Genomic DNA, 25,664 nt, shown 5'->3' on the forward strand with positions numbered 1-25,664 from the left:
GCACGCGGTCGTCACGCCCAGCGGGTGGCGAGCAGCAGCGCGATGTCGTCGGGCCGGTCCGCGGCCTGTCCGGCCTCCCGGATCAGCCGGTCCGCCGTCTCGGCCAGGGTCAGAGAGCCGCACTCGGCGAACGTGGCGCACAGGCGGTCGATACCGACGTCGATGTCGCGTCCCGGCTCCTCCACCAGGCCGTCCGTGAACAGCGCCAGCACCGCGCCCGGCGCCAGGCGCAGTTCCGTCACTGGGTAGGAGGCGGTGGGGTCGACGCCGAGAACCACTCCGCCCGCGAGGTCGAGCACGTCGGTCCTGCCGTCGGGGTGCCGCAACAGGGGCTGCGGATGGCCTGCCCGTATGGCCCGCGTGATGCCGGTCGCCGGGTCCAGGACGATGTAGCAGCAGCTGGCGAACTGGCCCGGATCGAGGTCGATGAGCAGCCGGTTCGTACCGCTCATCACCTCCTGCGGATCGTACCCGGCAAGTGCGAACGCCCGCAGTGCGCTGCGGAGTTGGCCCATCGTGGCCGCCGCGGACACCCCGTGGCCCTGGACGTCTCCGATGACCAGGGCGACCTTGTCGCCCTTCTCGACGACGTCGTACCAGTCGCCGCCGACCTCCATGCCCTGGGTGCCGGGAAGGTAACGGCCCACCGCATGGGCGTTGTTGAGGACCGGCAGCCGGTGCGGCAGCAGGGCGTCCTGCAGTCCGCGGGCGAGGGCCGCCTCGCTGTCGTAGCGCTGGGCGCGCTCCAGCGCCTGGGCGATGAGTCCGGCGAGCGCGGTCAGGACCGTACGTTCCTCGGGGCTGAATCCGCGCGGCTGGTCGAAGCCGAGAATGCAGGAGCCCACCGGCCGTCCGGAGGCGATCAGCGGCAGAAAGGCCCGCGCTCCCACGTGGGCGTCGAGGGGGATGCCGGGATAGGCGGTGGCCAGGTGCTCCATCGACTCGAAGAAGATCGGGCGTCCGGAGGTCAGGGTCTCGACTCCGGGCAGCCGTGCGTCGAGAGCCACGCCGTCGAAGCGGTCCAGGAACCCCTGCGGGAAGCCGGTCTCCCAGGCCAGGTAGAGGTGTCTCTCGTTGAGCAGGTAGATCGCCAGCTGCCGGCCGCCGAAGGCCGGGAGCAGTTCCTCGGTGACCACGGCGGAGACCTGACGTGCCGTCACGGCCTCCGTCAGGGCGATGGCCAGGGCGACCGGACGGTAGAGCGCCGAGGCGCGGTCGGCCGGTGAGCCGAGCCCGGCGCCGGGGCTCATCAACGAACCCGGGGCGTACGAGGGCTCGTCCGCCGGGGTGAGGCTGGCGGTCAGACCGTCATGGCCGGGGAACAGGGAGACGGACAGCCACTCGTCCTCGGCCCGCCGGGCCATGAAGTGCACGGCGGTGTGGGACATCATCGCGGCCCGGTAGTGGTCCTCGTAGGCGGGGTTGCCGAGCCAGGGCACCACGTCCCACAGGATGCGTCCGGTCAGTTCGGGCGCGGCGCGCCCGAACATCATCTCGGCCCGCTGGTTGAGGTAGGTGATCCGGCCGAGCCGGTCGAGCGAGAAGATCCCGCGGGGCAGCCGCTCGGTCGCCTCCGAGATGATCGGCCCGGTACCGAGATCCACCAGGAAGCCGGTCAGATGGTCCCCCTGTCCGGCCTCCGGCGGGTCGACGCGGCGGCCCGTGATCTCGAGCAGATGCGGCCGTCCGTCGGGTCCCCGCAGCCGCATCCTCCGGGCCACCGGTCGGCTGGAGTCGAGCGCCTGCCGCGCGACGGTCCACAGGCCGAACATGTCCTCCAGCGACAGCCGTTCGGTCAGCGCCTCGATCGTCCCCGGGAATCCCTTCGGATCGGCGCCGAGGATCGTGCACATGTCCTCGTCCGCCTTGACGGTGCCGCTGCCGAGTTCCCACTCGAAGTGGCCGATCCGCACGGGTGGTGTGGTGAGCGCCGGCAGCTGGATGGGGAGCGGCTCCCCCTCCCAGGTGACAGGCGAGCCCCGGGCACTCAGTGCGGCGAGCGCGGCACCGAGCCGCCGGGCCGCGCTGTGGATCCTTTGGCGATCGCTGTCATCGACCGGCTGCCCGGCGGTCGCCCGCCGCAGAACCACCAGGACGCCGAACCTCTCACTGTCGGCGACGACGGGAACGTAGAGCGATCCGAAGGGGAAGGGCAGGCCGGCCATCAGCTGGGGGAAGCGGCGCATCGCTTCCTCGGCGTCCGCCAGATGGACGGCTCGTCCCGACCTGTAGGCCTCGGCGACAGGGAAGGGCCTGTTCACATGCATGCGCCACCAGGGCCGGAACAGGCGCTGCGGCAGCCCGGCGAGCACGGCCAGCCTCAGGAGGTTTTGGGATTCGGACCGAAGATAGACGCCACCGGCAAACCCCCCGACCGCTTCGATGGCGCTCACGGAGGCTTGAGCGAGTACCAGCTCCAGTTCGTCGGGAACTCGGCCGTCGCTCTTCCCTGTCCCGGCCGTGACCCCGCCCCGATCCTGCGGGGTGCGCCCGGCCGCGGCGTACCAGGTCACACAGTAAGAATGCCCTCCCCCAGCGGTGTCGCGCATCTCTGTCGACAAATATCGTGCGCCCGGTCGCGGCCGGGCGGCCCGCGTCTCAGAATCCGAACTCCGAGAGTCCGGGATGGCCGTCGGGGCGGCGGCCGAGCGGCCAGTGGTAGGCGCGGTCGGACTCCTGGATCGGCGCGTCGTTGATGCTCGCGTGCCGCGCGCGCATCAGACCGTTCTCGTCGAACTCCCAGTTCTCGTTGCCGTACGAGCGATACCACTGGCCGGAGTCGTCGTGCCACTCGTAGGCGAAGCGCACGGCGATACGGTCGCCGCCGTATGCCCACAGCTCCTTGATCAGTCGGTAGTCCAGCTCCCTCGCCCACTTGCGGGTCAGGAAAGCCACGATCCGGTCGCGTCCGGCGAATTGTTCGGCGCGATTGCGCCAGTTCGAGTCCTCCGTGTAGGCGAGGGCGACCTTTTCGGGGGTGCGGCTGTTCCAGCCGTCCTCGGCGAGGCGGACCTTTTCGACGGCGCTCTCGCGGGTGAAGGGCGGGACGGGTGGACGGACCGGCATGACGTCTCCTTCGGTGCCGAGGTCGCCCCCGGGCGGGCTAAGGGAGAACGCTCGTTCTCCCTGCTGCGCTGTAGGTTAGGAGAACGATGATTCTCGCGCAACTGGAGTACCGATGGACCTGACGGAAGCGCGTGTCAAACTGCTCGACGCGGCCGAGGAGCTGTTCTACGAACGAGGCGTCCAGGCCGTCGGCATGGACGAGATCCGTTCCGCGTCCGGCGTCTCCCTCAAGCGCCTGTACCAGGTCTTTCCCTCCAAGGCGGAGCTTTTGCGGGCCTACCTCGAACGGCGTGACATCCGCTGGCGCACACAAGTCATGGAGTACGCCGACAGCCGGGCGGACGGGGAGGAACGCATCCTCGCCGTCTACGACTGGCTGCGGGACTGGTTCGCCGAGCCGGACTTCCGGGGCTGTGCCTTCATCAACTCCTTCGGCGAGCTCGGCGCCGTCGACCCCGCCGTGGCCGAGGCGGCCCGCCATCACAAGAGCGCCTTCGGGGCCTACGTGGCGAGCCTGGTGCAGGACACCGGGCGCCCCGCCGAACTCGCCGGTCCGCTCGTCCTGCTCGCCGAGGGCGCGATGGCCACGGCGGCCATCACCCGCTCTCCCGACGCGGCCGGGCAGGCGCGAGAGGGTGCTTCGATGCTGCTGCGGGCGACGGAGCCCGCGTCCACGCGAGCATCCGGAATGTGAGACGACGGGTCCCACACCTGCCGGAAGTCTCCCTGCCCAGCCGGACGACTGAGCTATCTTGAGCGAAAGTGGGACGAGAAGGAGTGACACGGGTGCCATCAGGGCAGCAGGCACGCGCACAGGCGTCCGCGATCACGCCGGGGAGACTCTCTCCCGACGCGGAGCCGGCCCCCACGGACAGGGTCCTCGCCCTTTTCGGCGGCCACCGGCTCTCGCCGGGGCAGCGGCGGATCGCGCAGTACATCACCGACCACCTCACCGAGGCCGCGTTCCTGTCGATCACGGATCTCGCGGAGCGGGTCGGGGTCAGCCAGCCCTCGGTGACCCGTTTCGCCTCCTCGGTCGGCTTCAGCGGCTACCCCGCGCTCCGCGAAGCGCTGCAGCCCATCGCCCTCAGTGCGGTGGCAGGCTCACCCGACTCGCGCGAGCAGATCCGCCGCAACGAACTGCAAGCCGCCGTGGATGCCGAGATCGAGAACCTCGAGAATCTGCGCCGGGTGCTGGCCGACACCGACCAGGTGCTGGACGTCGGCCGTGAACTCGCCCGGTCGGTCCCGCTCACCGTGCTCGGACTGCGGATCTCCGTCTCGCTCGCGGAGTACTTCGCCTACGCCGCGCGCCGGATCCATCCCGATGTGCGCACGGTGACCCGCGGCGGCAGCGTCGCGTACGACGCACTCCTTCAGTCACGTGCCGCGGGGGGCACCTGGGTGCTGGCGTTCGCGATGCCACGGCACGCCAACGAGACCCTCGCGGCGATGCGCGCGGCTCGCAGCACGGGGCTGCGCGTCGCGCTGATCACCGACCTGTCGCTCGGCCCGATCGTGGACGAGGCCGACGTGACCCTGACCGCCGCCACCGGATCGCGGCTCGTCTTCGACTCCTACGCGGCGCCGGGCGTCCTGTCCGCCGCTCTGCTCCAGGCGATGGCCGACGCCGATCCGCAGCGCACGCAGAGCCGGCTCGAAAGCTACGAGCAGGCCGCCGAACAGCACGATTTCTTCCTCGAGGACTGATCCGGCGGCGCGTCACCGGTGGAATCGATCGGGACTTTTCATGCCTCATCGCGCATGAAATTTTTCATACCCTTGCTTACTCAACGGTATATATATTTACTGCCCTGGTGGCCCGGGGTTCCTCCGGATCCCAGGCCGGCCCGCACCGTCGCCCAGGAAAGTCGGCACCGCCCCATGCACACCTCGCCACGCCCCGTCGCCTGCGGCGTCCTCCGCAGAGATCTGCCGGGGCCGGAACCGCTCACGGGTGTCATCGGTGCGGGCGACCACGGCGATCCGGTACGAGCCCCCTAGCACGGACACCGGGGTACGACGCTCTCCTCCTCGCGTCCCGCCCCCCGGTGTTCCGTCCGGGCACCTTCCGCCCCCTGCGGGATGTGCCCACCCGGCGGCCCCGGTCAACCCCTGGGCCGGGGCCGCCAGAGACTCCCAGGCCAGCGACCCTGCGCCCATCCGCCCCATCCGGAAGCGACGACGATGTCCCAGACCTTCACCCCGATCGACCCGGACTGGCCGGTACAGGTCAAGACCCCCGGCAGCCACGACTGGGAGCGCACGGCGGCGCGCTGGCTGCGCGATCTCCTGCCGGCCCGCTACGCCGGCTACTCGACGCTGACCCGCCATCACATCCTGCTGGCCCGCCATGCACAGTTGCAGCTCCAGCACGAAATGCGGACCGTGCGCGTCGCCTTGCAGACCTGCCGGGCCGAACTGCCCACGCTGGGCGTCTCGGACCAGATCATCGAGAGCACCATCCGGCTCTACGCCGTCGAGTTGGAGCAGCTGAACCGGCTGGCGCGGGGCGTGCGGCTCATCACGGAAGCCCTGCTCGCGAGCAGTCACACCCAGCGCAGGCGCTCCGCCGTCCAGTAGTGGTGGTGTGCAACGCGCGCCGGCTGTCCGGCGCGCGTCTCAATCCTGCTGGTGAGCGGCGATGATCGCCGCAACGGCCTCGGCGATGTGGGCCTCGGCGGCGGACTTGTCGACGCCCGCCCCGGTGAGCACGCCCGCACCGTCCTCGAACTCCAGCAGGGCCAGCACCATGTGCTCGGTGCCGATGTAGTTGTGACCGAGCCGCAGCGCCTCACGGAAGGTCAGCTCCAGGACCTTGCGCGACGACGCGTCGTACGGGACGAGGTCGGGCACCTCGTCGGCCGCGGGCGGCAGTGCCGCGGTCGCGGCCCGGCGGACGGTGTCCAGTGCCACGCCCTGCGCGACGATCGCACGGGCGGCGAGCGCCTCCGGCTCGGCGAGCAGCCCGAGGACGAGGTGGGCCGGGCCGATCGTGTCGTTCCGTGCGGCGTGGGCCTCGTTGTGCGCCGCCATCAGGCAGTTCTTGGCGCGCTCGGTGAACCTGCTGAAGCCCTGGCTGGGGTCGAGGTCCGATTCGGCGCCGCCCTTGGGGACGAATCGTTTCTGGGCCGCCTGCCGGGTGACGCCCATGCTCTTGCCGATCTCCGTCCACGAGGCCCCGGAACGCCGCGCCTGGTCCACGAAGTGACCGATGAGATGGTCGGCCACGTCCCCGAGGTGATCGGCGGCGATGACCGCGTCCGACAGCTGGTCGAGCTCGTGGGAATGGACCTTCTTGATGGCCTCGATGAGGTCGTCGAGCCGTACGGGATGGGTCATGCGACCGGAATTTTCCATGCGTCAACCGTAGGTTGACACCCCGTAGGTGTCAACCCTGGGTTGTCACCTGCGTAGCCCGGCTTCGGGGGTTGGTCGAGGAACAGATCCCATGTGATCGTGCGCCACGTGGTGTGCAACGGAGTGCGATCCCTTCGCGGTCCGGGCGCTCCTGACGAGGAAATGACCGCGTGGACATCGCTACGGCCTGCTAGCGTCTGGGGCATGAAGCGCGCTGCTGTGACGACGACGCCGGAGAGTGTCCCGGCGCGTTGACAGATGTCTTGATGCGAAGCCCCGGGGCGAGTGCCCCGGGGCTTCGTCTTGCGGTCACTCGCCCGATGTCCGTGAGGAGACCGCCATGCATGACCACCGCAAACTCGGCCGTGAACTGGGCCTGTTCGACACCGACCCGCTCATCGGCGCCGGCCTTCCGTACTGGCTGCCCGACGGCGCGGCCGTACGGCACACCCTGGAGGAGTACATCCGCGCCGCCGAACGTCGAGCCGGCTACCAGCACGTGTACTCACCGGTCCTCGGTAAGCGGGAGCTGTACGAGATCTCCGGGCACTGGGCGCACTACAGCGACGACATGTTCCCCCCGATGGACCTCGGCGGTGAGCAGGTCGTCCTGCGGCCGAGCCTGTGCCCCCATCACGCGGTGATCTACCGCTCCCGCTCCCACAGCTACCGCGAACTGCCCCTGCGCATGGCCGAACTCGGAGGCATGTACCGCTCCGAACTCTCGGGCGTGCTCGGCGGGCTTACCCGCGTACGGGCCATCCAGCTCAACGACGCGCACATCTTCTGCACCCTGGACCAGGTCGCCGAGGAGGCGCAGGAGGCGCTGGAGATGATCCGCCGGGCGTACGAGGCGCTCGGCATCACCCCGACCCGCTACCGGCTCTCCCTCCAGGGCCCCGGTGGCAAGTACGTCGCCGCACCCGGGAAATGGCAACGGTCCACCGCCCTCCTGACCGGCGTCCTCGACCGCTCCGGCCTGCCCTACGAGGCTGCCGAGGGAGAGGCCGCGTTCTACGGCCCCAAAATCGACGTCCAGGTCACCGACGGTGCCGGACGGGAATCCACCTTGTCCACCGTCCAGGTCGACTTCCACCAGCCCGAGCAGTTCGGCCTGCACTACGTCGGCGCGGACGGCGCCAAACACCGGCCGGTCATGGTCCACCGCAGCATCATCGGCAGTGTGGAGCGAGCCGTCGCCCACCTCATCGAAGAGCACGGCGGTGCCTTCCCCGCCTGGCTCGCCCCCACTCAGCTGGTGATTCTCCCGATCTCCGACACCGAACTGCCGAACGCCGCAGCCCTCGCCCAGCGCTGCACCCGTCTCGGGCTGCGTGCCGAGATCGCGGGACCGGAGCGCGGCACTCTGGGCGCCCGCATCCGAGAGGCCCGCCTGGTTCCCTACCAAGCCGTCATCGGCGCCAGAGAGGCCGCGGACGATCACGTCGCAGTGCGCTTGCGTGACGGACGCCGACTCGACGCCCGGCCCGTCAGTGACGTGCTCACCCGCATCAGCGCTCTCATCGAGGCCCACAGCGCCGAACTGTGGGCCGACGCCTCATAGCGGGCATCGCGATCAACGCCTGCTGTCGCCCGGCGCGAGGAGGCTGGTGATCTCCGCGATGGCCCCGTTTCGGCCGCGCGGTACGGGGTCCGCCGGTACGGGCTCCAGGTCGAGCGGCGGCCCGGTGAACCGTCGGCCGCCTTCCCACGTATGGAAGGAGGGCTCCTGATGTCCGGGGGCCCTCGGCGTTCGGAGCGGCGTCGCGCAACGACCAAGGGGCCAGGGATGACGCACGCACGACGCAGACTGCAGCGGATCGCACGGCTGGCCGCCGTGGGAGGGCTGCTCTGCGGAGGGCTGATGGTCACGGACGCCGTGGCAGGTGAGGCTCCCGGACCCGGAGCGGGCGGGACACCGGCCCATGACGTGGGCACCCGGATCGTGTCGGAGCTCGGCACCTCACGCACTGCGGGCACCTGGATGGGGGACGACGGGCGCGAGGTCGTGGCCGTGACCGACGAGGAGGCCGCCGAGGAGGTCGAGCGTGCGGGCGCCCGCGCCAAGGTCGTGCGGTACAACATGAGCCAACTACGGTCGGCCACAGACGCGTTGGGCCGGGCTCCGCGGGTGCCCGGCACTGCCTGGTCACTGGACTACGCGACCAACACGGTGTCGGTACAGGCTGACAGCACGGTGTCGGCGGCCGACTGGGACCGGCTGTCCGCCGTCGCCGAGAAGATCGGCGCGTCCGTACGGATGGAACGCACCGCCGGTTCGTTCACCACCAGGATCAACGGCGCCGAGCCGATCCTCGCCGGCGAGGGCCGCTGTTCCGCAGGCTTCAACGTCACCGACGGCCGCGCCAACTTCGTCCTCACAGCGGGCCATTGCGGTCCCGCGGGTACGACCTGGTTCCAGGACAACAGCGGCAGCAAGCCGGTGGGCAACATGACGGTGAGCAGGTTCCCCGGCAACGACTTCGCTCTCGTGCAGTACCAGAACGGCGAGATCCCCGGTGGGCCCAACGTGGTGAACATCGGGGGCGGCCAGGCCGTCCGGATCAGTGGGGCCGCCGAAGCCTTCGTGGGCCAGCAGGTGTTCCGCAGCGGCAGCACGACCGGGCTGCGCACCGGACAGGTCACCGGACTGAACGCGACCGTGAACTACCCCGAAGGCACGGTGGTCGGTCTCATCAAGACGACGGTGTGCGCCGAACCCGGCGACAGCGGGGGCCCGTTGTTCGCGCAGGGTCTGGCGCTCGGTGTGACGTCGGGCGGCAACGGCGACTGCACCAGGGGCGGTATCACCTACTTCCAGCCGGCGACCAAGGCGATGGCGGCCCTGGGTGTACGCCTCACCGGTGGCGGCGCCGCCGCGGACGACGCGGCGCAGGCACCGCTCAACCCCGACCTCCCGCCGCCGGACACCGCGGGTGGCAACGCCCCCCTCGCCCCGGGCGGGGGCGAGGGCCGGACGGTCACCAGCATCCTCGGCCCCGAGGCCGTCGCTCCGGGACTGATCGTCATCACGGTGAGTCTGCTCGGGCTGATCGCCACCCGGTCGATCTGGTCGGCGCAGGACCGCCGGGACTTCCGCAGCCACTACATGCAGAGCTGGGGCTGACGGCGCCCCCTCCAGAGCCGGTTCCTGTAGGGCCCGTTCCAGGTTCAGTACCGCTGGGCCTTGGCGACCGTGGGCGTGAGGTTCAGATCGGCGGGCTTACGGCTGATCGCCAGCGGCTGGGCGCTCTTGCCCGGCGCGAGGTCCTGGGCGCCGACCACACGGCTCTCGACGACCTTGCCGGAGGAGTCCTTGAAGTCGACCTGCACGGCGTAGGAAGCCTCCTCGTCCGTGCGGTTGGTGATGTTCACGACGACGGCCCGCAGACCACCGGTCTCGGCCACGGGCTTGCCCCGGAGCGTGACATCGGCCCGGGCGTTGCCGCCGCCCTTCACGTCCTTCAGCTCGTCGGCGGCTTCCTCGTTCGCCCGCCCCACCTCGGCCGAGATCGACGACTCGAGAGCGGAGGCCGCGGCGGACGCCGAGGAGGCGGCGGCCGATGCGGCCGCACGAGCCGAAGCCACGTCGGAGGCCAGGGCGGACGGCACCTCACCGGAGAAGGAGGCGGTCTGCGGGGGTGTCGGGCGAGGAGTGGGATACGGACTGCTCGCGGACCCGTTGGAGTCGTCGCCGCACGAGACGAGCCCGGTGACGCCGACCGCCACCATGACCACGGTCGCGGCGGCGGCGACGGACCGCCGCACGCCCGACCGGCGCGGGGATGCTGCGCTCATCGGAGATCCTTTCCGGCTGCCCGCGCTCAGTAGCGCAGGGCGCTCGCGATTCCGCCGACGTCGGCCAGCGCGCCGTCGGGGACGAACCGCACCTCGGCGCCGGTGTCCAGCGACCGTTCGACGATGTCGTCGACAATGTCGTCCAGGGCGTCCAGATCGCCCGGTTCCGCGGGATTGAGGTGCTCTCCCGTGTCGCGCACGGTCTCCCGGTAGTTCTCCTCGACCGCGAGGAGTGCCACCCGGCCCGTGGCGACGTTCTGCCGGATCTCGTCCACGCCGGCGGCGAACGCCCGGCGCCCGCGGGCCCGGTCGAGCTCCGCCAGCACGTCGGCGACGTCCTGCTCGGCGCGGGCCTCGGCAAACGGCCGCACGGCCTGCCCCACCGCTTCGGCGGATCCCCTCGCCAGGCCCCCGTGCGGGATGCGGGCCGCGGCCTTGGTGGCCACGCTGCCGACGTCGCCGAGAAGGGCGAGCGCCGCTGCTTCCCCTGCCACGTACAGCGGCCGGGGGTGGGACGCCAGGACCGCGCTCATCGCGGAGTCCGCGTCGCGCAGGAACTGACGGGTGAGTTCGTCGCTGAAGGTGCTGGGCACGTCGCCGATCCGCTCCTTGCGCTCGGCGTCCGGGTCTTCGAGGCTGCGGGTCAGGGGGAACGCCCCGGCCTCCTCCTCAAATACGCGGTCCGCCGTGCCGCTCCACAGACTGGCGCGGTCGGCCGAGACGGCCAGCACCCAGTACGGCCGCTCGGCGGCGTGCGCCGAAACGAGATTGCGGGTCAGGAAAGTGTCCGAGAGCACCACCCGCTCGGGAACGGTCCGGCCGAGCGACCAGACCTGGTGCTCCCCCGGCGCCGCGAAGACCACGAGTCCGTCCTCGGCATGTGCCAGGTCGACTTCGCCCAGTGCCCGGTCCAGCTGTTCGCTGACCTCACCGCGGGTCTCCCGGGTGACGGCGGGATCGGCCTGAAGCTGTTCCTTGGCCGCGGCCATCAGATTGCGCAGCCGGACGGGATCCTGTGCGTTGTCCGGTTCTCGACGGTGCGTGGGCATCAATACCGTCACTGCCGGATAGGGACGCTGCTGACGCAACTGGGCAAGGGCAGCAGAGCTGAGTGCGGGGCGCATGTGAACCCTTTCCATGCTTGTCGCCACATCAACAGATGAACCATATGTCCGTTTACGGTGACCGGCAGAACATGGAGCTCCGACCCTGCGGAAACCCCGAGACCCAGCGACGGTCCAGCGCTGACGCATGGGGAGTCCACTCACCACTGGCGGCTGAAGTATGGTGTCCCACCACATGTGCCGGTGACCTGCGTGTTTCTACGGTGTGGCGACATCGCAACATCCCCGTCCCCCGCCCGGAAGTGGTGACCATGGCTGCCTCGGCAACCGCTCCCCCAGCTCCAGCCCGTCTGCGCCGCATCGTCGCCGCGAGCCTCATCGGCACCACCATCGAGTGGTACGACTTCTTCCTCTACGGATCCGCCGCCGCGCTCGTCTTCAACAAGCTGTTCTTCCCCGGCTCCGACCCGCTCGTCGGCACCCTGCTCTCCTTCCTCACCTACGCCGTCGGCTTCGCGGCCCGTCCTCTGGGGGCGCTGGTCTTCGGCCACTACGGCGACCGGCTCGGCCGCAAAAAGCTGCTGGTGCTGAGCCTGCTGCTGATGGGCGGTGCGACCTTCGCGATCGGACTGCTGCCGACGCACGCCACCATCGGCACGGCGGCACCCGTACTGCTCACCGTGCTGAGGCTGGTGCAGGGCTTCGCGCTCGGCGGTGAGTGGGGTGGGGCCGTGCTGCTCGTCTCCGAACACGGCGACGCCGAACGCCGCGGCTTCTGGGCGTCCTGGCCGCAGACAGGCGCGCCCGCGGGCCAGTTGCTCGCCACGGGTGTGCTGTCCGCGCTGACGGCGCTGCTGTCGGACGCGGCGTTCACGTCGTGGGGCTGGCGCATTCCCTTCCTGCTCTCCGGGGTCCTGGTGATCGTCGGCCTGTGGATTCGTCTCTCTGTCGATGAATCCCCGGTGTTCAAGGCCGCGTTGGCCCATGCCGAGCAGCGCAAGGCGAGTGCGGCGGGAGCCGAGAAGATGCCGCTCGTCGCCGTGCTGCGGCATCACTGGCGGGATGTGCTGGTGGCGATGGGTGCGCGCATGGCCGAGAACATCAGCTATTACGTGATCACCGCGTTCATCCTGGTGTACGCCACGACAGCGGTGGACCTGAGCAAGCAGACCGCCCTCAACGCCGTACTCATCGCCTCCGCCGTGCACTTCGCGGTGATCCCCCTGTGGGGCGCGCTGTCGGACCGCATCGGGCGCAGGCCCGTCTATCTGATCGGCGCGATCGGGGTCGGGGCGTGGATGTTCCCGTTCTTCGCGCTGATCGACACGGCGAGCTTCGGCGCTCTGCTGCTCGCCGTCACCGTGGGGCTGGTGTTCCACGGCGCGATGTACGCACCCCAGGCTGCCTTCTTCTCCGAGATGTTCGCGACGCGCATGCGCTACTCCGGGGCCTCGATAGGCGCGCAGTTCTCCTCGGTCGCCGCCGGAGCACCCGCCCCGCTCATCGCGACCGCGCTGCTCGCCGACTTCGACTCGTCGACACCGATCGCCCTGTATGTGATCGCCGCCGCGCTGATCACCGTCGTGGCCATCGCCTGCGCTCAGGAGACCCGTCACCGGGACCTGGCGGACGTCGACGCGGCGCAGCCAAGGGGCAGCGGCAGCAACGAGTCGGCCGAGCCGGCCGCGGCGCCCGCTGATGCCACCCCGGCAGACACGCGGACCACGGCCTGACCCGCACACCGCCGACCGGCACTCCCGGCCCCGCCCGCCGCGCGGGCTCCCTCCCCGGAGCCCGCGCGGCGGCACGTTCAGCGGGTCGCGGGCGGGGGTTCGGGTGGTGGCGTGTGCGCCGGGTCGCGGGCGGGGGTTTCGGCTGGTGGGGTGCTTGTCAGGCGACGGTGGCGGACCTCGGACGGCGGGGCGTTCAGCAGGCGACGGTGCGAACTACGGACGGCAGCGCGTTCAGCGGGCAACAGAGCCGGAGTCCGGTCGGTGGCGTGTTCGCCGGGCGGCGGTCATGGAACCCGCGCGGGGCGGCACGTTCAAGCGGGCAGAGCGGGCAACGGCGCGCACGCTCCCGTCCGGCAGACGCCAACGGCGGCAGCGACCGATACACGGCAGGCGCACGCAGCAGGCAGCGGCCCCGGGCCCCGTGGGGGATGCGCCCAGCGGGCAGCTGGCACGGCGTCAAGTCCGCCCGAAACCGCCTGTGTCGGACGACGACTTCAGCCTTGCCGCACGCTTCGGTCCGGCTCCTGCCCCTGCTCCGGCCTCGAAACGGCCAGGACCACCACGCCCGCGCCACAGGGGCGTCTAGCGGGCCACCGCCTCCGACATCGCGTGCAGCCGCAGCGCCAGTTGGATCTCCAGCGCTCTGCCGGGCGACTGCCAGTCCGGACCGAGCAGCCGGCCGATGCGCTCCAGGCGCTGGGCCACCGTGTTCACATGGACGTGCAGCGCGTCCTTCGTACGGGCCGGGCTCATCCCGCTCGCGAAGTACGCGTCCATCGTGCGCACCAGATCGGTGCCGCGGCGGCGGTCGTATGCGACGACTTCGCCCATCGTGCGCCCGACGAAGCCGTCGATGTCACCGGGATCGGCGAGGAGCAGTCCGAGGAAGCCGAGGTCCTGCGCCGCGGCACCCTGGCCGGCCCGGCCGAGCAGCCGCAGCGCGTCGAGGCAGCGCCGCGCCTGGTCGTACGCGCCGGCTATCGGGCCCGGGTCGTCCGCGGGCCCGGCGACCGGCGCGGAGGCGCCCACCGTCACCGACTCCCTGAGCGCGCCGCCCAGTTGCCGGGCGGTGCGGCGGGCGAGCGCGGAGGCGTCGTCGTCCGGGCCCAGCGGCAGCAGCAGGACCGCGCCCCCGTCCCGCGCAGCGGCCAGGCCCGAGCGGGTCGCCGCCAGATGCGAGGCGGCTGCCCACAACCGCTGGCGGTCGGCGCTCTCACGCTCCACCGAGGTGCCCGTACCCCGGCCCCCGACGCGCCCGGCCGCGCCGCGACCCGCGCTCTCCTGCTCGGGCGCGCCGGCGTCCGGTCCCTCCATCCGCGCGGCCAGCACCAGGTGCGGCACGTCGAGGTCCGCCCCCAGCCGGGCCGCCCGCTCCCGCAGCAGTCGTGGGTCGCGGTCGGGGGCGTCGAGGAGGTCGTCGAGCAGTTCGCCCCGTACGCGCTGTTCCGCTTCGTGGGCGGAGCGGCGGGCGAGCAGCAGGAGTGAGGTCACCATCGCGCCGCGCTCCAGGGTGCGCCGGTCGACGGGGTCGAGGTCGGCGTGGCCCCGCAGCACCAGGGCGCCGAGGTCCTCACCGCCGGCCGAGACGGCTGCCACCCACTCCTGCCCCCGGCGTATCGCGCGCCCGTCCGCGCCGGGTGCGTCGGGGTGACTGTCGGTGAAGCGGACCGTGCCGTCGAGGACTTCGGAGAGGGCGGCCGCCACGTCGTCGACGCCGCCGCCGCGCAGCACCACTTCGGTCAGCCGGTCGTGGATGTCGGACGCGCGCTCGATGACACCGCTGTGGTCCCGGATGATCTCGTTTGCCTTCTCCAGTTCGGCGAGGGCGGAGCGGGTCTCGGCGAGCAGGTTGGCGGTGTCGATGGCGACGGCCGCGTGGGCGGCGAACGAGGCCAGCAGCGCGACCTGCCCGCGCTCGAAGACCCTCTCCCGCCGGTCCGCGGCGAACAGCACGCCGATGACCTGGCTGCCGAGCATCAGCGGCACCCCGAGGATGGCCACGAGACCCTCGTCCCGCACCGCGGTGTCGATCGTTCGCGTGTGCTCGAAGCGCGGGTCGTCGAAGTAGCTGTCGGTGACGTAGGGACGGGCGGTCTGCGCGACCAGTCCGCCGAGCCCCTCCCCCATACCGAGCCGCAGTTGCTGGAAGCGCGCGGAGACCGATCCCTCGGTGACCCGCATATAGGTGTCGCCCGCCGACGGGTCGTTGAGACTCAGATAGGCCACTTCCGTGCCGAGCAGCGAGCGGGCCCGCTGCACGATGGCGCGGAGCACGGCGTCGAGGTCGCGCAGTCCAGCGAGGTCGTGCGCGGTTTCGAACAGCGCCGAGAGCTCGGCCTCGCGTCGGCGCCGGCCCTCCAGCTCGGCGCGCACCCGCAGCGCGAGCTGCTTGGCGTGTTCGAGGGCGGCGAGCGTCTCCGGTCCGGCGCCGCTCGCACGGGCGAGCAGCGTCGGCCGCTCGTAGGCCTCCGCGGCGGCGCCGCGGGCGAGGAGCTCCAGGTAGTCGGCTTGATCGTGGGACATGGACACAGGATTACCTGCCGTACGGGAGGTGGCACCAGCCCTGTGGACGAGCGGGCCGTTGGGGACAACCGGGTCACCCGTCAGTGCGCGGTCCAGCCGCCGTCGAGGGCGATAGAGGTGCCGGTGATGAATGCGGCCTGCGGCGTGCAGAGATACAGCACCGCCTCGGCCACTTCCTCGGGCTCCACCAGGCGCTTGACGGCCGAGTCCTTGAGCAGGACGTCGGCGAGCACCTCTTCCTCGGGCAGGGAATGGGCCACCGCCTGATCGGCGATCTGGCGCTCGACGAGCGGCGTGCGCACATAGCCGGGATTCACACAGACCGATGTCACACCATGGGGCGCGCCTTCCAGGGCGGCTGTTTTGGAGAGTCCTTCGAGGCCGTGTTTCGCGGCCACATACGCGGACTTGAAGGCCGAGGCGCGCAGGCCGTGCACGGAGGAGATGTTGACGATGCGCCCCCAGCCCTGCGCGTACATGTGCGGCAGGGCGCCCCGGATCAGCCGGAACGGAGCCTCGAGCATCACGGTGAGCACCGTGTGGAAGACGTCGGGCGGAAAGGTTTCGATGGGCCGGACCAGCTGGAGACCGGCGTTGTTGACCAGGATGTCGGCGCCGGCTGCGGCCGCCTCCGCCGCGTCGAGGTCGGTGAGATCCAGCACTTGGGGCTCCACGGATCCGCCCGCGCCCGTGCCGAGTGCGGCGAGTGTCTCCAACCCGTCGGCGTCGCGGTCGACGGCCCTCACCTTCGCCCCCGCGGCCGCCAGTCGCAGCGCGCATGCGCGGCCGATGCCGCTCGCTGCCCCGGTGACGAGTGCGGTGCGGCCGCCGAGATCGAGGTCGACCACGGGAGGAGGAACGCCAGGTGTGGTGGGGGACGTCATGCTGCGAACCCTAGGCAGCGATCATTGCCCGACCGATGTGGTCGCCACCCATACTTCACTGCTCATGCATAGGTTGGAACCATGCCGGTCCCTCGGCCAGGGCCTGCTTGATCCGGAAGTGCGCGAATTCCTTGAGCTCCGGCAGCGCGTCGACGCTGAACCAGCCGACCTCGAGCGACTCGTCGTCGTTGACACACGCCACACCGCCCAGCGCCCGGCAGCGGAAGGTGATGTCCATGAACTGGCACCGGTCCCCGTTGGGATAGGTGATCGGCTCGGGCAGTGCCTGGACGAGCACGACCCGTTCGGCGACACAGCGCACCGCGGTCTCCTCGTACACCTCGCGCACGGCGGTCGCGGCCGGCTCCTCGCCGGGCTCGGGGATCCCGCCGATGACGGACCACCGGCCGTTGTCCGCACGCCGTCCCAGCAGGACCCTCCCCTCGTCGTCGAAGACGACCGCGCTGACGCCGGGCAGGAGAAGCAGCTGGTTACCGGCGGTCGCCCGGATGTCACGGATGAAGTCGGGGGTAGCCATGGCTTCGACCCTAACGGCCCGCCGGGCGCGGCCGGTCTATCCGGCGTCGCCGGTGCCCGTGGCGACCGGGTCGACCGCCGTCGCCCGCTCACGCCGCTTGCGGACGCCCTGCACGCTCACCAGGCCGACGCCGCCTGCCGCGATCAGCAGCAGCGCGATCTCGGGCCAGGTCCCGAGGCGCGTTGCCGGGGTGAGCGAGGAACGCAGCGGCACCTCGGCGACCAGCGCGTCCGGTGTGAACATCTTCGTCCGCTGGACGATCTCCCCGTCCGGCATGATGACCGCGCTGACGCCGCTGGTCACGGGAACGACGACGGAGCGGCCGTGCTCGACGGCCCGCACCCGTGACATGGCCAGCTGCTGATACGTCATCTCGCTGCGGCCGAAGGTCGCGTTGTTGCTGGGCACGGAGATGAGCTGGGCGCCGTGCGTGACGGTGTCCCGTGCCGCGTCGTCGAACGCGGCCTCGAAGCAGGTGACGAGACCGACCTTCGTACCCGCCAGGTCGAAGACACCGACCTGGTCGCCGGGGCCGAAGTCACGGCGGACCCGGTCGACGTCCGAGCTGAACAGCCGCACGACGGAGCGCATCGGGATGTACTCGCCGAACGGCTGCACATGGCGCTTGTCGTAGGTGTTCACCGGGCCGCGGACGGGATCCCAATCGATGAGGGTGTTGCGGAGCTTTCCGGTGTCCGGGGTGACGACCGCGCCGACGACCGTCGGCACCCCGATGGCCTTCACGGCCTCGTCGATGACGAGACGGGCGTCGGCGTTGCGGTACGGGTCGAGGTCGGAGGAGTTCTCGGGCCACAGCACGAAGTCCGGCTTGGCCGTCTTCCCCGCCTTCACCTCCGCGGCGAGCTCCTCGGTACGGCGCGCGTGGTTGTCGAGCACCGCACGCCGCTGGGAGTTGAAGTCGAGCCCGAGGCGGGGCACATTGCCCTGGATCGCGGCCACGGTGGCGGTGCCGTCCTCGGCCGCGTCGTCGACGAGCGGCAGTGCCGCGAACGCCGCCGTCACCGGGACGAGCACGGTGAGCAGTGCGGCGGCCAGGGGACCGCGCGGCAGTGCTCCGGTGCGCCGGAAGTCGAGCACCCGTCGGACCGTCTCGTACAGCCCGAGGCCGCACAGTGCCACCGCGAAGCCGAGCAGCGGTGTGCCGCCCACCGCGGCGAGGGGCAGGAAGACGCTGTCCGCCTGCCCGAAGGCGATCTTGCCCCAGGGGAAGCCTCCGAACGGCACTCTGGCACGAGCCGCCTCACCGGCGATCCACACCGCCGCACCCCACACGGGCCAGGCCGGAAGCCGGCTGACCGCGGCCATGCCCAAACAGGCGGCGGCGACGAAGACCGCCTCGACCGCGGCCAGGGCGATCCAGGGCAGGGGGCCGACCTCTTCGCCGGTCCAGCTGAGCAGCGGCAGCAGGAAGCCGAGGCCGGTCAGGTACCCGAGGCCGAACGCGGGTCGCAGCCGGCGCCCGTACAGGGACCAGCCGAGCAGCGCGAAGGCGGGGAGCGCCAGCCACCACAGGGGCCTGGGCGGGAAGCTCAGGAAGAGCAGCACTCCAGCCAGAGCCGCTGCCCCGGGCCGGACGAACCGGCGCAGCAGCGGCCGGAGCCCGGAGGGGGCGGACGGTGGAGTGTCGATGGCGGTGACGGTGGCGCTCACCTGGCGGAGTCTACGGCGGCGGCCCGTGCGGGTGGCAGTCCGGTCCGGCGACCGCCCGCGGCGCCGGAAGCAACGTTCCTGCGCAAGGCATCCACAAAACCGTGTCGGTGCCGTTACCGTGTGCGCCAGCCGTGCCGCCGGACGCGGTTCGGCTGCGGCGGCGGGGGCTGCCACGGGTCCGGGGGGTCGGCGGAATGCATGCACCGTACGGCCGGTCGGCGACGCGGGAACGCGGTGGCGGGACCGATGTCGCCGGTGTCGTCGTCCTCGGCGGGTGTGCGGCGTGGTCCCTGATCAGCGCGACCGGTCGCGAGGCCAGACCCGAGGGCGTACTGCTGGCGGTGTTCGCGGTCGCCGCCGGATACGCCTTCGGCCGCATCTGCGGCACACTGCTGCCGGTCGCGGCGGCTTCGGCCCTCTCTCTTGCGGCCCTCGGCCTGGCGATTGCCTCACCGGAGGGCGTACCCGGCGCCGGCGCGGGCGATCCCCTCCAGCCCGGGCACACCGGAGCGGCCGCCGCCCTCCTCGTCCTCGCCGCGGGCGCCGCCTCCTGCGCGGCCTGCGCCGCCCGGCCTCCGGTGCTGCGGCTGGCCCTTCGGGGACTGGCGTCGGCGGTCGCGTGCACCGCGTTGTGGCTCGGCTCGGTGGCCGGGTTCGCGGCCGCGACCGGTGTGCTGCTCTGCTCTCTGGCGGTCGCACGGATGCACCGCCGAACCGTGCCTCTCGGCGCGCTTGCCCTGGTGACGGGTCTACTGGTCGCCACATCGTGGGGGGTGGCCGAGGACGCCCTGCCGGACGGGCTCACGGTCTCCCTGGAGGGACAGCTGACGCAGAACCGCGTCGCGCTGTGGCACGACGCGGTCGAACTCGCCGAGGACGAACCCCTGCGCGGTGTCGGACCGGACCGCTTCGGGCTGCTCAGTCCCACGGCACAGCAGGTGGCGGGCTCGGACGGCAAACCGCACTCGGCCTCGCTGCAACAGGCCGCCGAGCAGGGCGTGGTGGGAGTGGTGCTGCTGGGCGCGGCCTTCGGCTGGATGCTGTACGGGCTGTGGCGCTCACCGCGCTCCACCCCGGTGGTCCTGAGCGCGGGTGCGGCGCTCACGGCCCTCGCGGCGCTGGCGAGCCTGGGGAACGCACTTAGTTTCGCGCCCGTGACGGCCGGTGCGGGGCTGCTGGCAGGGCTTGCGACCGCGCGGGTGGCCGGCGGTGATCCGGCACAGACGGACGACGATCCGGCCCCGGCGGCTGCGCGCACCCGCTGACGGACGCCCACCGACGGTCCAGGTCCGGTCCGGCCGGTGGGGGCGGGAGATCACGCGCACATGGGGTCGGGCAATCGGAGGACCGTCAGGCCTTGACCGCCGTGCCCGTACCCCGGCGCAGCCCGTCGCGGATGGCCAGGACCGCGGCTTCCGCGTCGTCGACCGTCACCGTGAAGTCTCTGCCGTCGCCCAGCGTGACGACGATGCCCTCGCCGCGCCGTACGACCACCGCGGTGCCCTTCTCCGGGCGCCAGCGGTAGCCCCAGCCGCCCCACTGCCGCGGGGTGACCCTGGCGGCGACTTCCGCGCCGGCGACATGCGACAGCGGAATCCGCCGACGCGGCAGGCCCATGTGCCCGCAGCGCACCTCGACGGCGTCGCTGTCCACCTTCACCGCCACATGGACGAACGCGAGGGTGCCGTACAGGATCAGCAGACCGGCGGCTACACAGCCGATCACCGACATCAGCAGAGGCGCGATACCGGAGGTCCACGGGGAGGCGACCGCCAGCTCCACACCCAGCGCGACAACGGCGGCACCCGCCGCGGCGAGCAGCCACTGCATACGGTTCGTCGCTCGGCCGGTCCACACGGCGGGAACGGGCTCCGCGGACGCCACAGAATCTCGGGCGAGGTCCTTCATGGAAGGAGGGTACCCAGCAACTGCCCCCACAGCATGGGGTCCGTCATGAGGATCACGCCGACGTGCCGCACCAGCAGGCAGGGCTCACCTTCCGTGCGCGGGACTCACGTTCCGTGTGCGGAGCTCATTGTCCGCAGCAACCGGCCCTCCGCGTAGTGCGCCGCCTGAGCCGGCAGGACCTCGTCACGGCCGCTGAGCAGCACCGTCAGCGCGCTGCTCGGGGCGGCGTCGGGGGCCGGGAGCTCGCCGAGACGCCGGAGCGCCTGCGCGGCGACCGCGTCGGCGGAGCCGTGCAGGATCACCGGCTGTTCCACGGCGGCGCGGATCCGCCCGGCGACCAGCTCGTAGTGCGTGCAGCCGAGGACGACGGCCCGGACATCGCGCGGAGTGAGAGCGGCCGCCGCCGCCACCGCCCGGTCGATGGCCTCCTCGTCGGCGTACTGAACCGCGTCGGCGAGTCCGGGGCACGGGACCTCCGTGACCGCGACGGAGTCGGCGAAGTCACGGATGAGCGCGCGCTGGTAGGGGCTGCCGGTGGTGGCCGGGGTGGCCCAGATCGCAACCGGTCCCCCGCCTGCGGACGCGGGCTTGATCGCCGGAACCGTACCGATGACGGGGATCGCCGGCTCCAGCTCGGCGCGCAGCGCGGGCAGCGCGTGCACCGACGCGGTGTTGCAGGCGACGATCAGGGCGTCCGGTCCATGGGCGGCGGCCGCACGGGCGACCTTGAGCGCCCGTTCGGTCACACTGTCCGGGGTGCGCGGACCCCATGGCATGCCGTCGGGGTCCGAGGAGAGGACGAGATCCGCGTCCGGCCTCAGCCGGCGCACCGCGGCGGCCGCCGGGAGGAGGCCGATTCCGGAGTCCATGAGCGCGATCTTCACCCGGTCACCATAGTCGACCGCCCTTGTGGGGCCCTTCCGGTGGGGCAGACTGCGGCGCATGAGCGCCGTTGCCTGGATCGCCCTCGGATCGCTGGCCGCCTGGGGATGGCTCCTGCTGGGCCAGGGCTTCTTCTGGCGTACGGACCAGCGGTTGCCGCGTCGTGAGCCCCTGGCCGTGTGGCCGGACGTCGCCGTCGTCGTGCCCGCGCGCGACGAGGCGGGGTCCCTTCCCGCCGGCCTGCCCTCCCTGCTGGCCCAGGACTATCCGGGACGCGCGGAGATCGTTCTGGTCGACGACGGAAGCACGGACGGCACCGGAGAGGTGGCGCTCGCGCTGGCCGAACGGTACGGCGGACTGCCGCTGCGCGTCGTCTCCCCCGGCGAGCCGGAGCCCGGCTGGACGGGAAAGCTGTGGGCCCTGCGGCACGGCATCGCCCTGGCGAGGGAGCACGAGCCGGAGTATCTGCTGCTCACCGACGCCGACATCGCCCACGCCCCGGACAGTCTGCGGGAGTTGGTGGCCGCGGCCCGCACCGGCGGACTCGATCTCGTCTCCCAGATGGCACGTCTGCGGATCGCGACCGGCTGGGAACGTCTCGTGGTCCCCGCCTTCGTCTACTTCTTCTCGCAGCTCTATCCGTTCCGTCGGGTCAACCGGCCCGGTGCGCGCACCGCAGCAGCAGCGGGCGGCTGCGTGCTCCTGCGGTCCGAGGCGGCCGAGCGTGCGGGCGTTCCGGGCACGATCCGGCATGCGGTGATCGACGACGTGTCCCTGGCGCGCGCGGTGCAGCGGTCGGGCGGGCGCATCTGGCTGGGGCTGGCCGAGAAGGTGGAGAGTGTGCGGCCCTATCCGCGTCTGGCGGATCTGTGGCGGATGGTGTCGCGCAGCGCGTACGCCCAACTCCTGCACAGTCCCCTGCTGCTGGCGGGCACGGTCGCCGGGCTCACGCTGGTGTACCTCGTGCCGCCGGTCGCGCTGTGCGCGGGCGTCCTCGGGCACGACCCCGCGGCCGGCTGGGCCGGGGGTCTCGCCTGGGCGGTGATGGCGGCGACGTATCTGCCGATGCTGCGCTACTACCGGCAGACGCCGCTGCTCGCCGCGCTGCTGCCCTTCACCGCACTGCTCTATCTGCTGATGACGGTCGATTCGGCGGTGCAGCACTACCGTGGCCGGGGCGCGGCGTGGAAGGGGCGTACCTACGCACGCCCCCGTGCCACACCGGAGTCCTGACCGCCGAACCGGCCGTCGCCCGTCACTTCCGGCCGGGCGTCCAGTTCATGCCCCACCCGTAGGTGTAGTCGACGGTGCGCTGCGGGCTGACGCCGCGCTCCGGGACGAGGAAGCGGGCCTCGCGCTGGACGACGAGGTCCGAGCCCGTGTTGGTGATCAGCGCGAGCGAGCAGACGGTGGAGGGAACGGTGCACTCGCCGAGCGAGAAGTCGATGGGCGCTCCGTGCTGCGGCTGGAGCGTGACCGTCGCGTCGAGGTCGGCGAAGCTGCGGGCGCCTTCGTAGACGGTCACGAAGATGACGACGCGGCGCAGCTGGTCCTTGTGGTCCAGGTTGATGGTGAGGTTCTCGCCGGACGTGCCGCCGGTGCGGTCGTCGCCGTCGAGGTGGATGAACGGAGGCTGGTGCAGCGCGCCGAAGGCGTTGCCGAGAGCCTGTACGACTCCCTTGCGCCCGTCGGTGAGTTCGTAGAGCGCGCACAGGTCGAGGTCGAGGTCCCCGTGCATGGCGACGGCACGGCCGAGCTTGGCTCCCCACCCCTTGAACTGCTTGCGCACCTGCCAGCTGAGGTTGACGCGCATGGCACCCGATGTGCCGCCCTGCTTGGTGAGCGAGACGGACGGGGTTTCCTTCGTCAGGGTGACCTTGGTCAGCCGTACGGGAGCCGTGGGCTGCGGGGCGGACGGCGGCGTGGGCGGTGCCGGAGGTGCGACGGGCGCGGGCGCGACAGGAGCGGGAGGCGGCGTGACCCGGGCGGGAGCCGGCGGGACCGGCGCCGCGTGCGGCTCGTCGACCGAGATGCCGAAGTCCGTGGCCAGACCCGCGAGTCCGGTGCTGTAGCCCTGACCGACCGCGCGGAACTTCCACGCCCCCTGGCGCCGGTAGAACTCGCCGAGCACGAAGGCCGTCTCGACCGACGCGTCCTGGCTGTCGTAGCGCGCGATCTCCGCGCCGCTCGACGCGTCCACCACCCGGATGTAGAGCCCGGGGACCTGGCCGAAGTTGCCCCCGTCGGCGGAGGCCGCCAGCACGATCTTCTCGATCGCCGACTCCACCTGCCCCAGGTCCACCCACATCAGGTCCGTCACACCGCCGGACCCGTTCTGCTTGCCTTCGTGGCGTACCGCCCCCGAGGCGTGCGAGGCCTGGTTGTAGAAGACGAAGTCCGCGTCGGAGCGGACCTTGCCCGAGCCGGTGGCAAGAAGAAGCGCCGAGGCGTCGACATCCGGTACGCCAGGACTTGAACGCCAACCCAATTCGACGCGCACCTGCTGCGCCGCCACCGGAGTATTGGCTCCTTTAAGCATGGACATGCTCGCCCCCATCGCGAGTCGGAGTGTCCGGAAAAGTTCACTGACCGCCAACCTAATCGTCACAGGGCCTCCGGCGCCCGTGCCGACCCGTGGGTAACCCGCCCTCAGCTTGCCCTTTACACGGTTGAGGCCCTGCCGCGCGACCGATTTCCCCGGGTTCGCTCGCATTGGGGATCGGTGGCCACTCGCATCTCCCGAAACAACCCTCTTATCGGACTCCCCAACCAGCACATCGTGGGCTTAACTTATGGCCATGACCTCCCCCCGCTCCACCTACGGCGGCGGTTACTACTCCGCTCCGTCGTTCCCCGACACCCCCATCTACGACTCCCTCGTCGCGGAGCGGGGCACGCCTCAGATCGCCCCGATCCGAGTGCCCTCCGCGTACGACGGTCCGAGCAGCTACCTGCCGGCCCTCCCCTCGGCGCTGCCCGCCCTCCCGGCGGCTCCGTCCCCGTCTCCCTCCTACGGTTATCCGCAGCCGATGCAGCAGCCGATGCCCCTGCAGCAGGCGACCGCGTACATCCCCCAGCAGCCGTCCGTGCCGCGCGGCTACCCCGGACCGCAGCAGCCCCAGCAGCAGCGTCCGGTGCCGAGCGGGTACGAGGCGATGCGCCCGGCCGCGGCCAGGCCCGTGCAGGCCCAGCCGGTCTACAACGACCCGTACAACCGTCCGTACCAGGGCGGCGGGTACTGATCGCGCCGTAGTCCTCACGTCCACCCCGGTCACATCGGTGGCGGGGTCCACACCCGGCGAGGCGGCCATCGTGCCGCAGAGGCTCGCCGGGGACCGTCGGTGGACGCACCACCCTGTCCGTACCTCGGCTCTCCTGTACTGAAGAGCCGTTCTGCGGGAACCCTGTGCCGTGGCACGCGCGTTGAGCGGTCGACGGGAGCGCCGCGGCGAAGGGGTGATGTTCCTCTCTCTTCGCGCACCCCGTGCGTATGCCGTGCCGTTGGTGGCTATCACGGACGCGGAAGGGGGTGCAGGTCATGCGATCAGCCACGGGAGTCTGGCGTTGGCGGCGCAATCCCCTGCGTCGGGCGACCGACCTCGCCGAGGCATGGGTGGCATTGATCGCCGCACTGCTTCTCGTCACCGCGGCCCCGGTGGTCGGCTGGATCGCCGGGTCCCTCGCCGACGAGTCGCTCAGACAGTCGGCACGGACGCAGCTCCAGAACCGTCACCAGGTCACCGCGACGGTGCTCCGTGACGCCCCGCCGGCCGGGGCGTCGGCCTACGACCCCGAGTCCGCCGCCCGCGACAAGGGCCGTGCCGTCGTGGCCGGCTGGACAGCGGCGGACGGCAGCAAGCACACCGGCCGGATATCCACGGTTCTCCCCGACCCCAGGCCGGGTGACACGCTCACCATCTGGACCGACGAGCAGGGCCGTCCCGCCGGCCGTCCCCTGGACGCGGAGACGGCCCAGGTGCACGCCGTACTGGCGGGCGTGGTCGGGGCGTTCGCCTGCGCCGGAGTGATCGAATCCGCCAGACGACTGATCACCTGGCGGCTCCTGCGACGCCGATACGCCCGGCTCGACCGGGCCTGGGCCGTCGTCGGTCCCGACTGGGGCCGCGCCGGAGCGGGCAGCTGACCTCCCGACTCGTCAACTCCGGCCCGTCCCGCGCGCTACGGTGGTGCGACCCCCCTCGCGGGGTCCGGGGGGGCGCCCCCCCTCATCAGGGCG

21 protein-coding genes and 1 pseudogene are annotated in these 25,664 nt (G+C 71.5%); 10 read left to right on the plus strand and 12 right to left on the minus strand.

All coding sequences use genetic code 11. From position 1 onward, the window contains the following. Positions 1 to 11: 11 nt before the first annotated feature. Positions 12 to 2,549 carry a SpoIIE family protein phosphatase gene (locus ABTX78_RS01570; RefSeq protein ID WP_352204785.1) on the minus strand — a complete coding sequence of 846 codons (2,538 nt, stop codon included), beginning with the start codon at positions 2,547 to 2,549 and terminating at the stop codon, positions 12 to 14. A 49-nt stretch (positions 2,550 to 2,598) separates the two neighbouring features. After that, positions 2,599 to 3,066 carry a nuclear transport factor 2 family protein gene (locus ABTX78_RS01575; protein WP_352204786.1) on the minus strand — a complete coding sequence of 156 codons (468 nt, stop codon included), beginning with the start codon at positions 3,064 to 3,066 and terminating at the stop codon, positions 2,599 to 2,601. 112 nt (positions 3,067 to 3,178) lie between these two features. On the opposite strand from ABTX78_RS01575, the gene ABTX78_RS01580 reads away from it, so the two are divergent. The 3 genes from ABTX78_RS01580 to ABTX78_RS01590 all read left to right on the plus strand — a co-directional run bounded on the left by ABTX78_RS01580 (position 3,179) and on the right by ABTX78_RS01590 (position 5,649). Next, positions 3,179 to 3,760 (plus strand): TetR/AcrR family transcriptional regulator, encoded by a 582-nt coding sequence (locus ABTX78_RS01580; protein WP_352204787.1) that lies wholly within the window; start codon positions 3,179 to 3,181, stop codon positions 3,758 to 3,760. Positions 3,761 to 3,852: 92 nt separating this feature from the next. Then, positions 3,853 to 4,776, plus strand: coding sequence for a MurR/RpiR family transcriptional regulator (locus tag ABTX78_RS01585; RefSeq protein ID WP_352204788.1), 924 nt, complete (start codon positions 3,853 to 3,855; stop codon positions 4,774 to 4,776). 477 nt (positions 4,777 to 5,253) lie between these two features. Continuing rightward, positions 5,254 to 5,649, plus strand: a complete 396-nt coding sequence (locus ABTX78_RS01590; RefSeq protein WP_352204789.1) for a hypothetical protein — start codon at positions 5,254 to 5,256, stop codon at positions 5,647 to 5,649. 39 nt (positions 5,650 to 5,688) lie between these two features. Here the strand turns inward: ABTX78_RS01590 and ABTX78_RS01595 are convergent, their stop codons facing one another. Next, entirely contained in the window at positions 5,689 to 6,426 is a 738-nt protein-coding gene (locus tag ABTX78_RS01595) for a Clp protease N-terminal domain-containing protein (RefSeq protein ID WP_352204790.1), read from the minus strand. Between the two features lie 334 nt (positions 6,427 to 6,760). On the opposite strand from ABTX78_RS01595, the pseudogene thrS reads away from it, so the two are divergent. Beyond that, positions 6,761 to 7,990 (plus strand): annotated as a pseudogene (gene thrS / locus ABTX78_RS01600) (threonine--tRNA ligase); the annotation flags it as partial. Positions 7,991 to 8,215: 225 nt separating this feature from the next. Next, positions 8,216 to 9,553: a S1 family peptidase gene (locus tag ABTX78_RS01605; RefSeq protein WP_352204792.1), complete on the plus strand. Its 1,338-nt coding sequence runs from the start codon at positions 8,216 to 8,218 to the stop codon at positions 9,551 to 9,553. A gap of 44 nt (positions 9,554 to 9,597) precedes the next feature. Here ABTX78_RS01605 and ABTX78_RS01610 read toward each other — a convergent pair whose 3' ends face one another. Both ABTX78_RS01610 and ABTX78_RS01615 read right to left on the minus strand, forming a co-directional pair. After that, complete coding sequence (locus ABTX78_RS01610; RefSeq protein ID WP_502993725.1) at positions 9,598 to 10,224, minus strand: hypothetical protein; 627 nt, start codon at positions 10,222 to 10,224, stop codon at positions 9,598 to 9,600. 26 nt (positions 10,225 to 10,250) lie between these two features. After that, positions 10,251 to 11,348: a baeRF3 domain-containing protein gene (locus ABTX78_RS01615; protein ID WP_352204793.1), complete on the minus strand. Its 1,098-nt coding sequence runs from the start codon at positions 11,346 to 11,348 to the stop codon at positions 10,251 to 10,253. Positions 11,349 to 11,599: 251 nt separating this feature from the next. On the opposite strand from ABTX78_RS01615, the gene ABTX78_RS01620 reads away from it, so the two are divergent. Next, positions 11,600 to 13,021, plus strand: coding sequence for an MFS transporter (locus tag ABTX78_RS01620; RefSeq protein WP_352204794.1), 1,422 nt, complete (start codon positions 11,600 to 11,602; stop codon positions 13,019 to 13,021). 582 nt (positions 13,022 to 13,603) lie between these two features. Here ABTX78_RS01620 and ABTX78_RS01625 read toward each other — a convergent pair. The 4 genes from ABTX78_RS01625 to lnt form a co-directional block, all read right to left on the minus strand. Beyond that, complete coding sequence (locus tag ABTX78_RS01625) at positions 13,604 to 15,544, minus strand: helix-turn-helix domain-containing protein (RefSeq protein WP_352204795.1); 1,941 nt, start codon at positions 15,542 to 15,544, stop codon at positions 13,604 to 13,606. An 80-nt stretch (positions 15,545 to 15,624) separates the two neighbouring features. Continuing rightward, positions 15,625 to 16,428 carry a 3-hydroxybutyrate dehydrogenase gene (locus ABTX78_RS01630; RefSeq protein ID WP_352204796.1) on the minus strand — a complete coding sequence of 268 codons (804 nt, stop codon included), beginning with the start codon at positions 16,426 to 16,428 and terminating at the stop codon, positions 15,625 to 15,627. 55 nt (positions 16,429 to 16,483) lie between these two features. Next, positions 16,484 to 16,966: an NUDIX hydrolase gene (locus ABTX78_RS01635; RefSeq protein WP_352204797.1), complete on the minus strand. Its 483-nt coding sequence runs from the start codon at positions 16,964 to 16,966 to the stop codon at positions 16,484 to 16,486. 36 nt (positions 16,967 to 17,002) lie between these two features. After that, a complete protein-coding gene (gene lnt / locus ABTX78_RS01640; RefSeq protein ID WP_352204798.1) occupies positions 17,003 to 18,637 on the minus strand; it encodes an apolipoprotein N-acyltransferase in 1,635 nt (544 codons plus the stop codon). A 194-nt stretch (positions 18,638 to 18,831) separates the two neighbouring features. Between lnt and ABTX78_RS01645 the strand changes: the two genes are divergently transcribed. After that, positions 18,832 to 19,902 (plus strand): O-antigen ligase family protein, encoded by a 1,071-nt coding sequence (locus ABTX78_RS01645; RefSeq protein WP_352204799.1) that lies wholly within the window; start codon positions 18,832 to 18,834, stop codon positions 19,900 to 19,902. An 85-nt stretch (positions 19,903 to 19,987) separates the two neighbouring features. On the opposite strand, the gene ABTX78_RS01650 is transcribed toward ABTX78_RS01645, so the two are convergent. Continuing rightward, positions 19,988 to 20,545, minus strand: a complete 558-nt coding sequence (locus ABTX78_RS01650) for a hypothetical protein (RefSeq protein WP_352204800.1) — start codon at positions 20,543 to 20,545, stop codon at positions 19,988 to 19,990. 104 nt (positions 20,546 to 20,649) lie between these two features. Next, positions 20,650 to 21,489: a glutamate racemase gene (locus tag ABTX78_RS01655; RefSeq protein WP_352204801.1), complete on the minus strand. Its 840-nt coding sequence runs from the start codon at positions 21,487 to 21,489 to the stop codon at positions 20,650 to 20,652. On the opposite strand from ABTX78_RS01655, the gene ABTX78_RS01660 reads away from it, so the two are divergent. Further along, positions 21,488 to 22,660 (plus strand): glycosyltransferase, encoded by a 1,173-nt coding sequence (locus tag ABTX78_RS01660; protein ID WP_352204802.1) that lies wholly within the window; start codon positions 21,488 to 21,490, stop codon positions 22,658 to 22,660. The two genes, ABTX78_RS01655 and ABTX78_RS01660, sit on opposite strands and share 2 nt — an antisense overlap. A gap of 22 nt (positions 22,661 to 22,682) precedes the next feature. Here ABTX78_RS01660 and ABTX78_RS01665 read toward each other — a convergent pair whose 3' ends face one another. Further along, entirely contained in the window at positions 22,683 to 23,972 is a 1,290-nt protein-coding gene (locus tag ABTX78_RS01665; protein ID WP_352204803.1) for a TerD family protein, read from the minus strand. Positions 23,973 to 24,225: 253 nt separating this feature from the next. Between ABTX78_RS01665 and ABTX78_RS01670 the strand changes: the two genes are divergently transcribed. Beyond that, positions 24,226 to 24,669, plus strand: coding sequence for a DUF6643 family protein (locus ABTX78_RS01670; RefSeq protein ID WP_352204804.1), 444 nt, complete (start codon positions 24,226 to 24,228; stop codon positions 24,667 to 24,669). A 296-nt stretch (positions 24,670 to 24,965) separates the two neighbouring features. Beyond that, a complete protein-coding gene (locus ABTX78_RS01675; RefSeq protein WP_352204805.1) occupies positions 24,966 to 25,571 on the plus strand; it encodes an Rv1733c family protein in 606 nt (201 codons plus the stop codon). The last annotated feature ends 93 nt before the right edge of the window (positions 25,572 to 25,664 follow it).

The organism is Streptomyces sp. NPDC096193 (assembly GCF_040302905.1).
GTDB lineage: Bacteria > Actinomycetota > Actinomycetes > Streptomycetales > Streptomycetaceae > Streptomyces.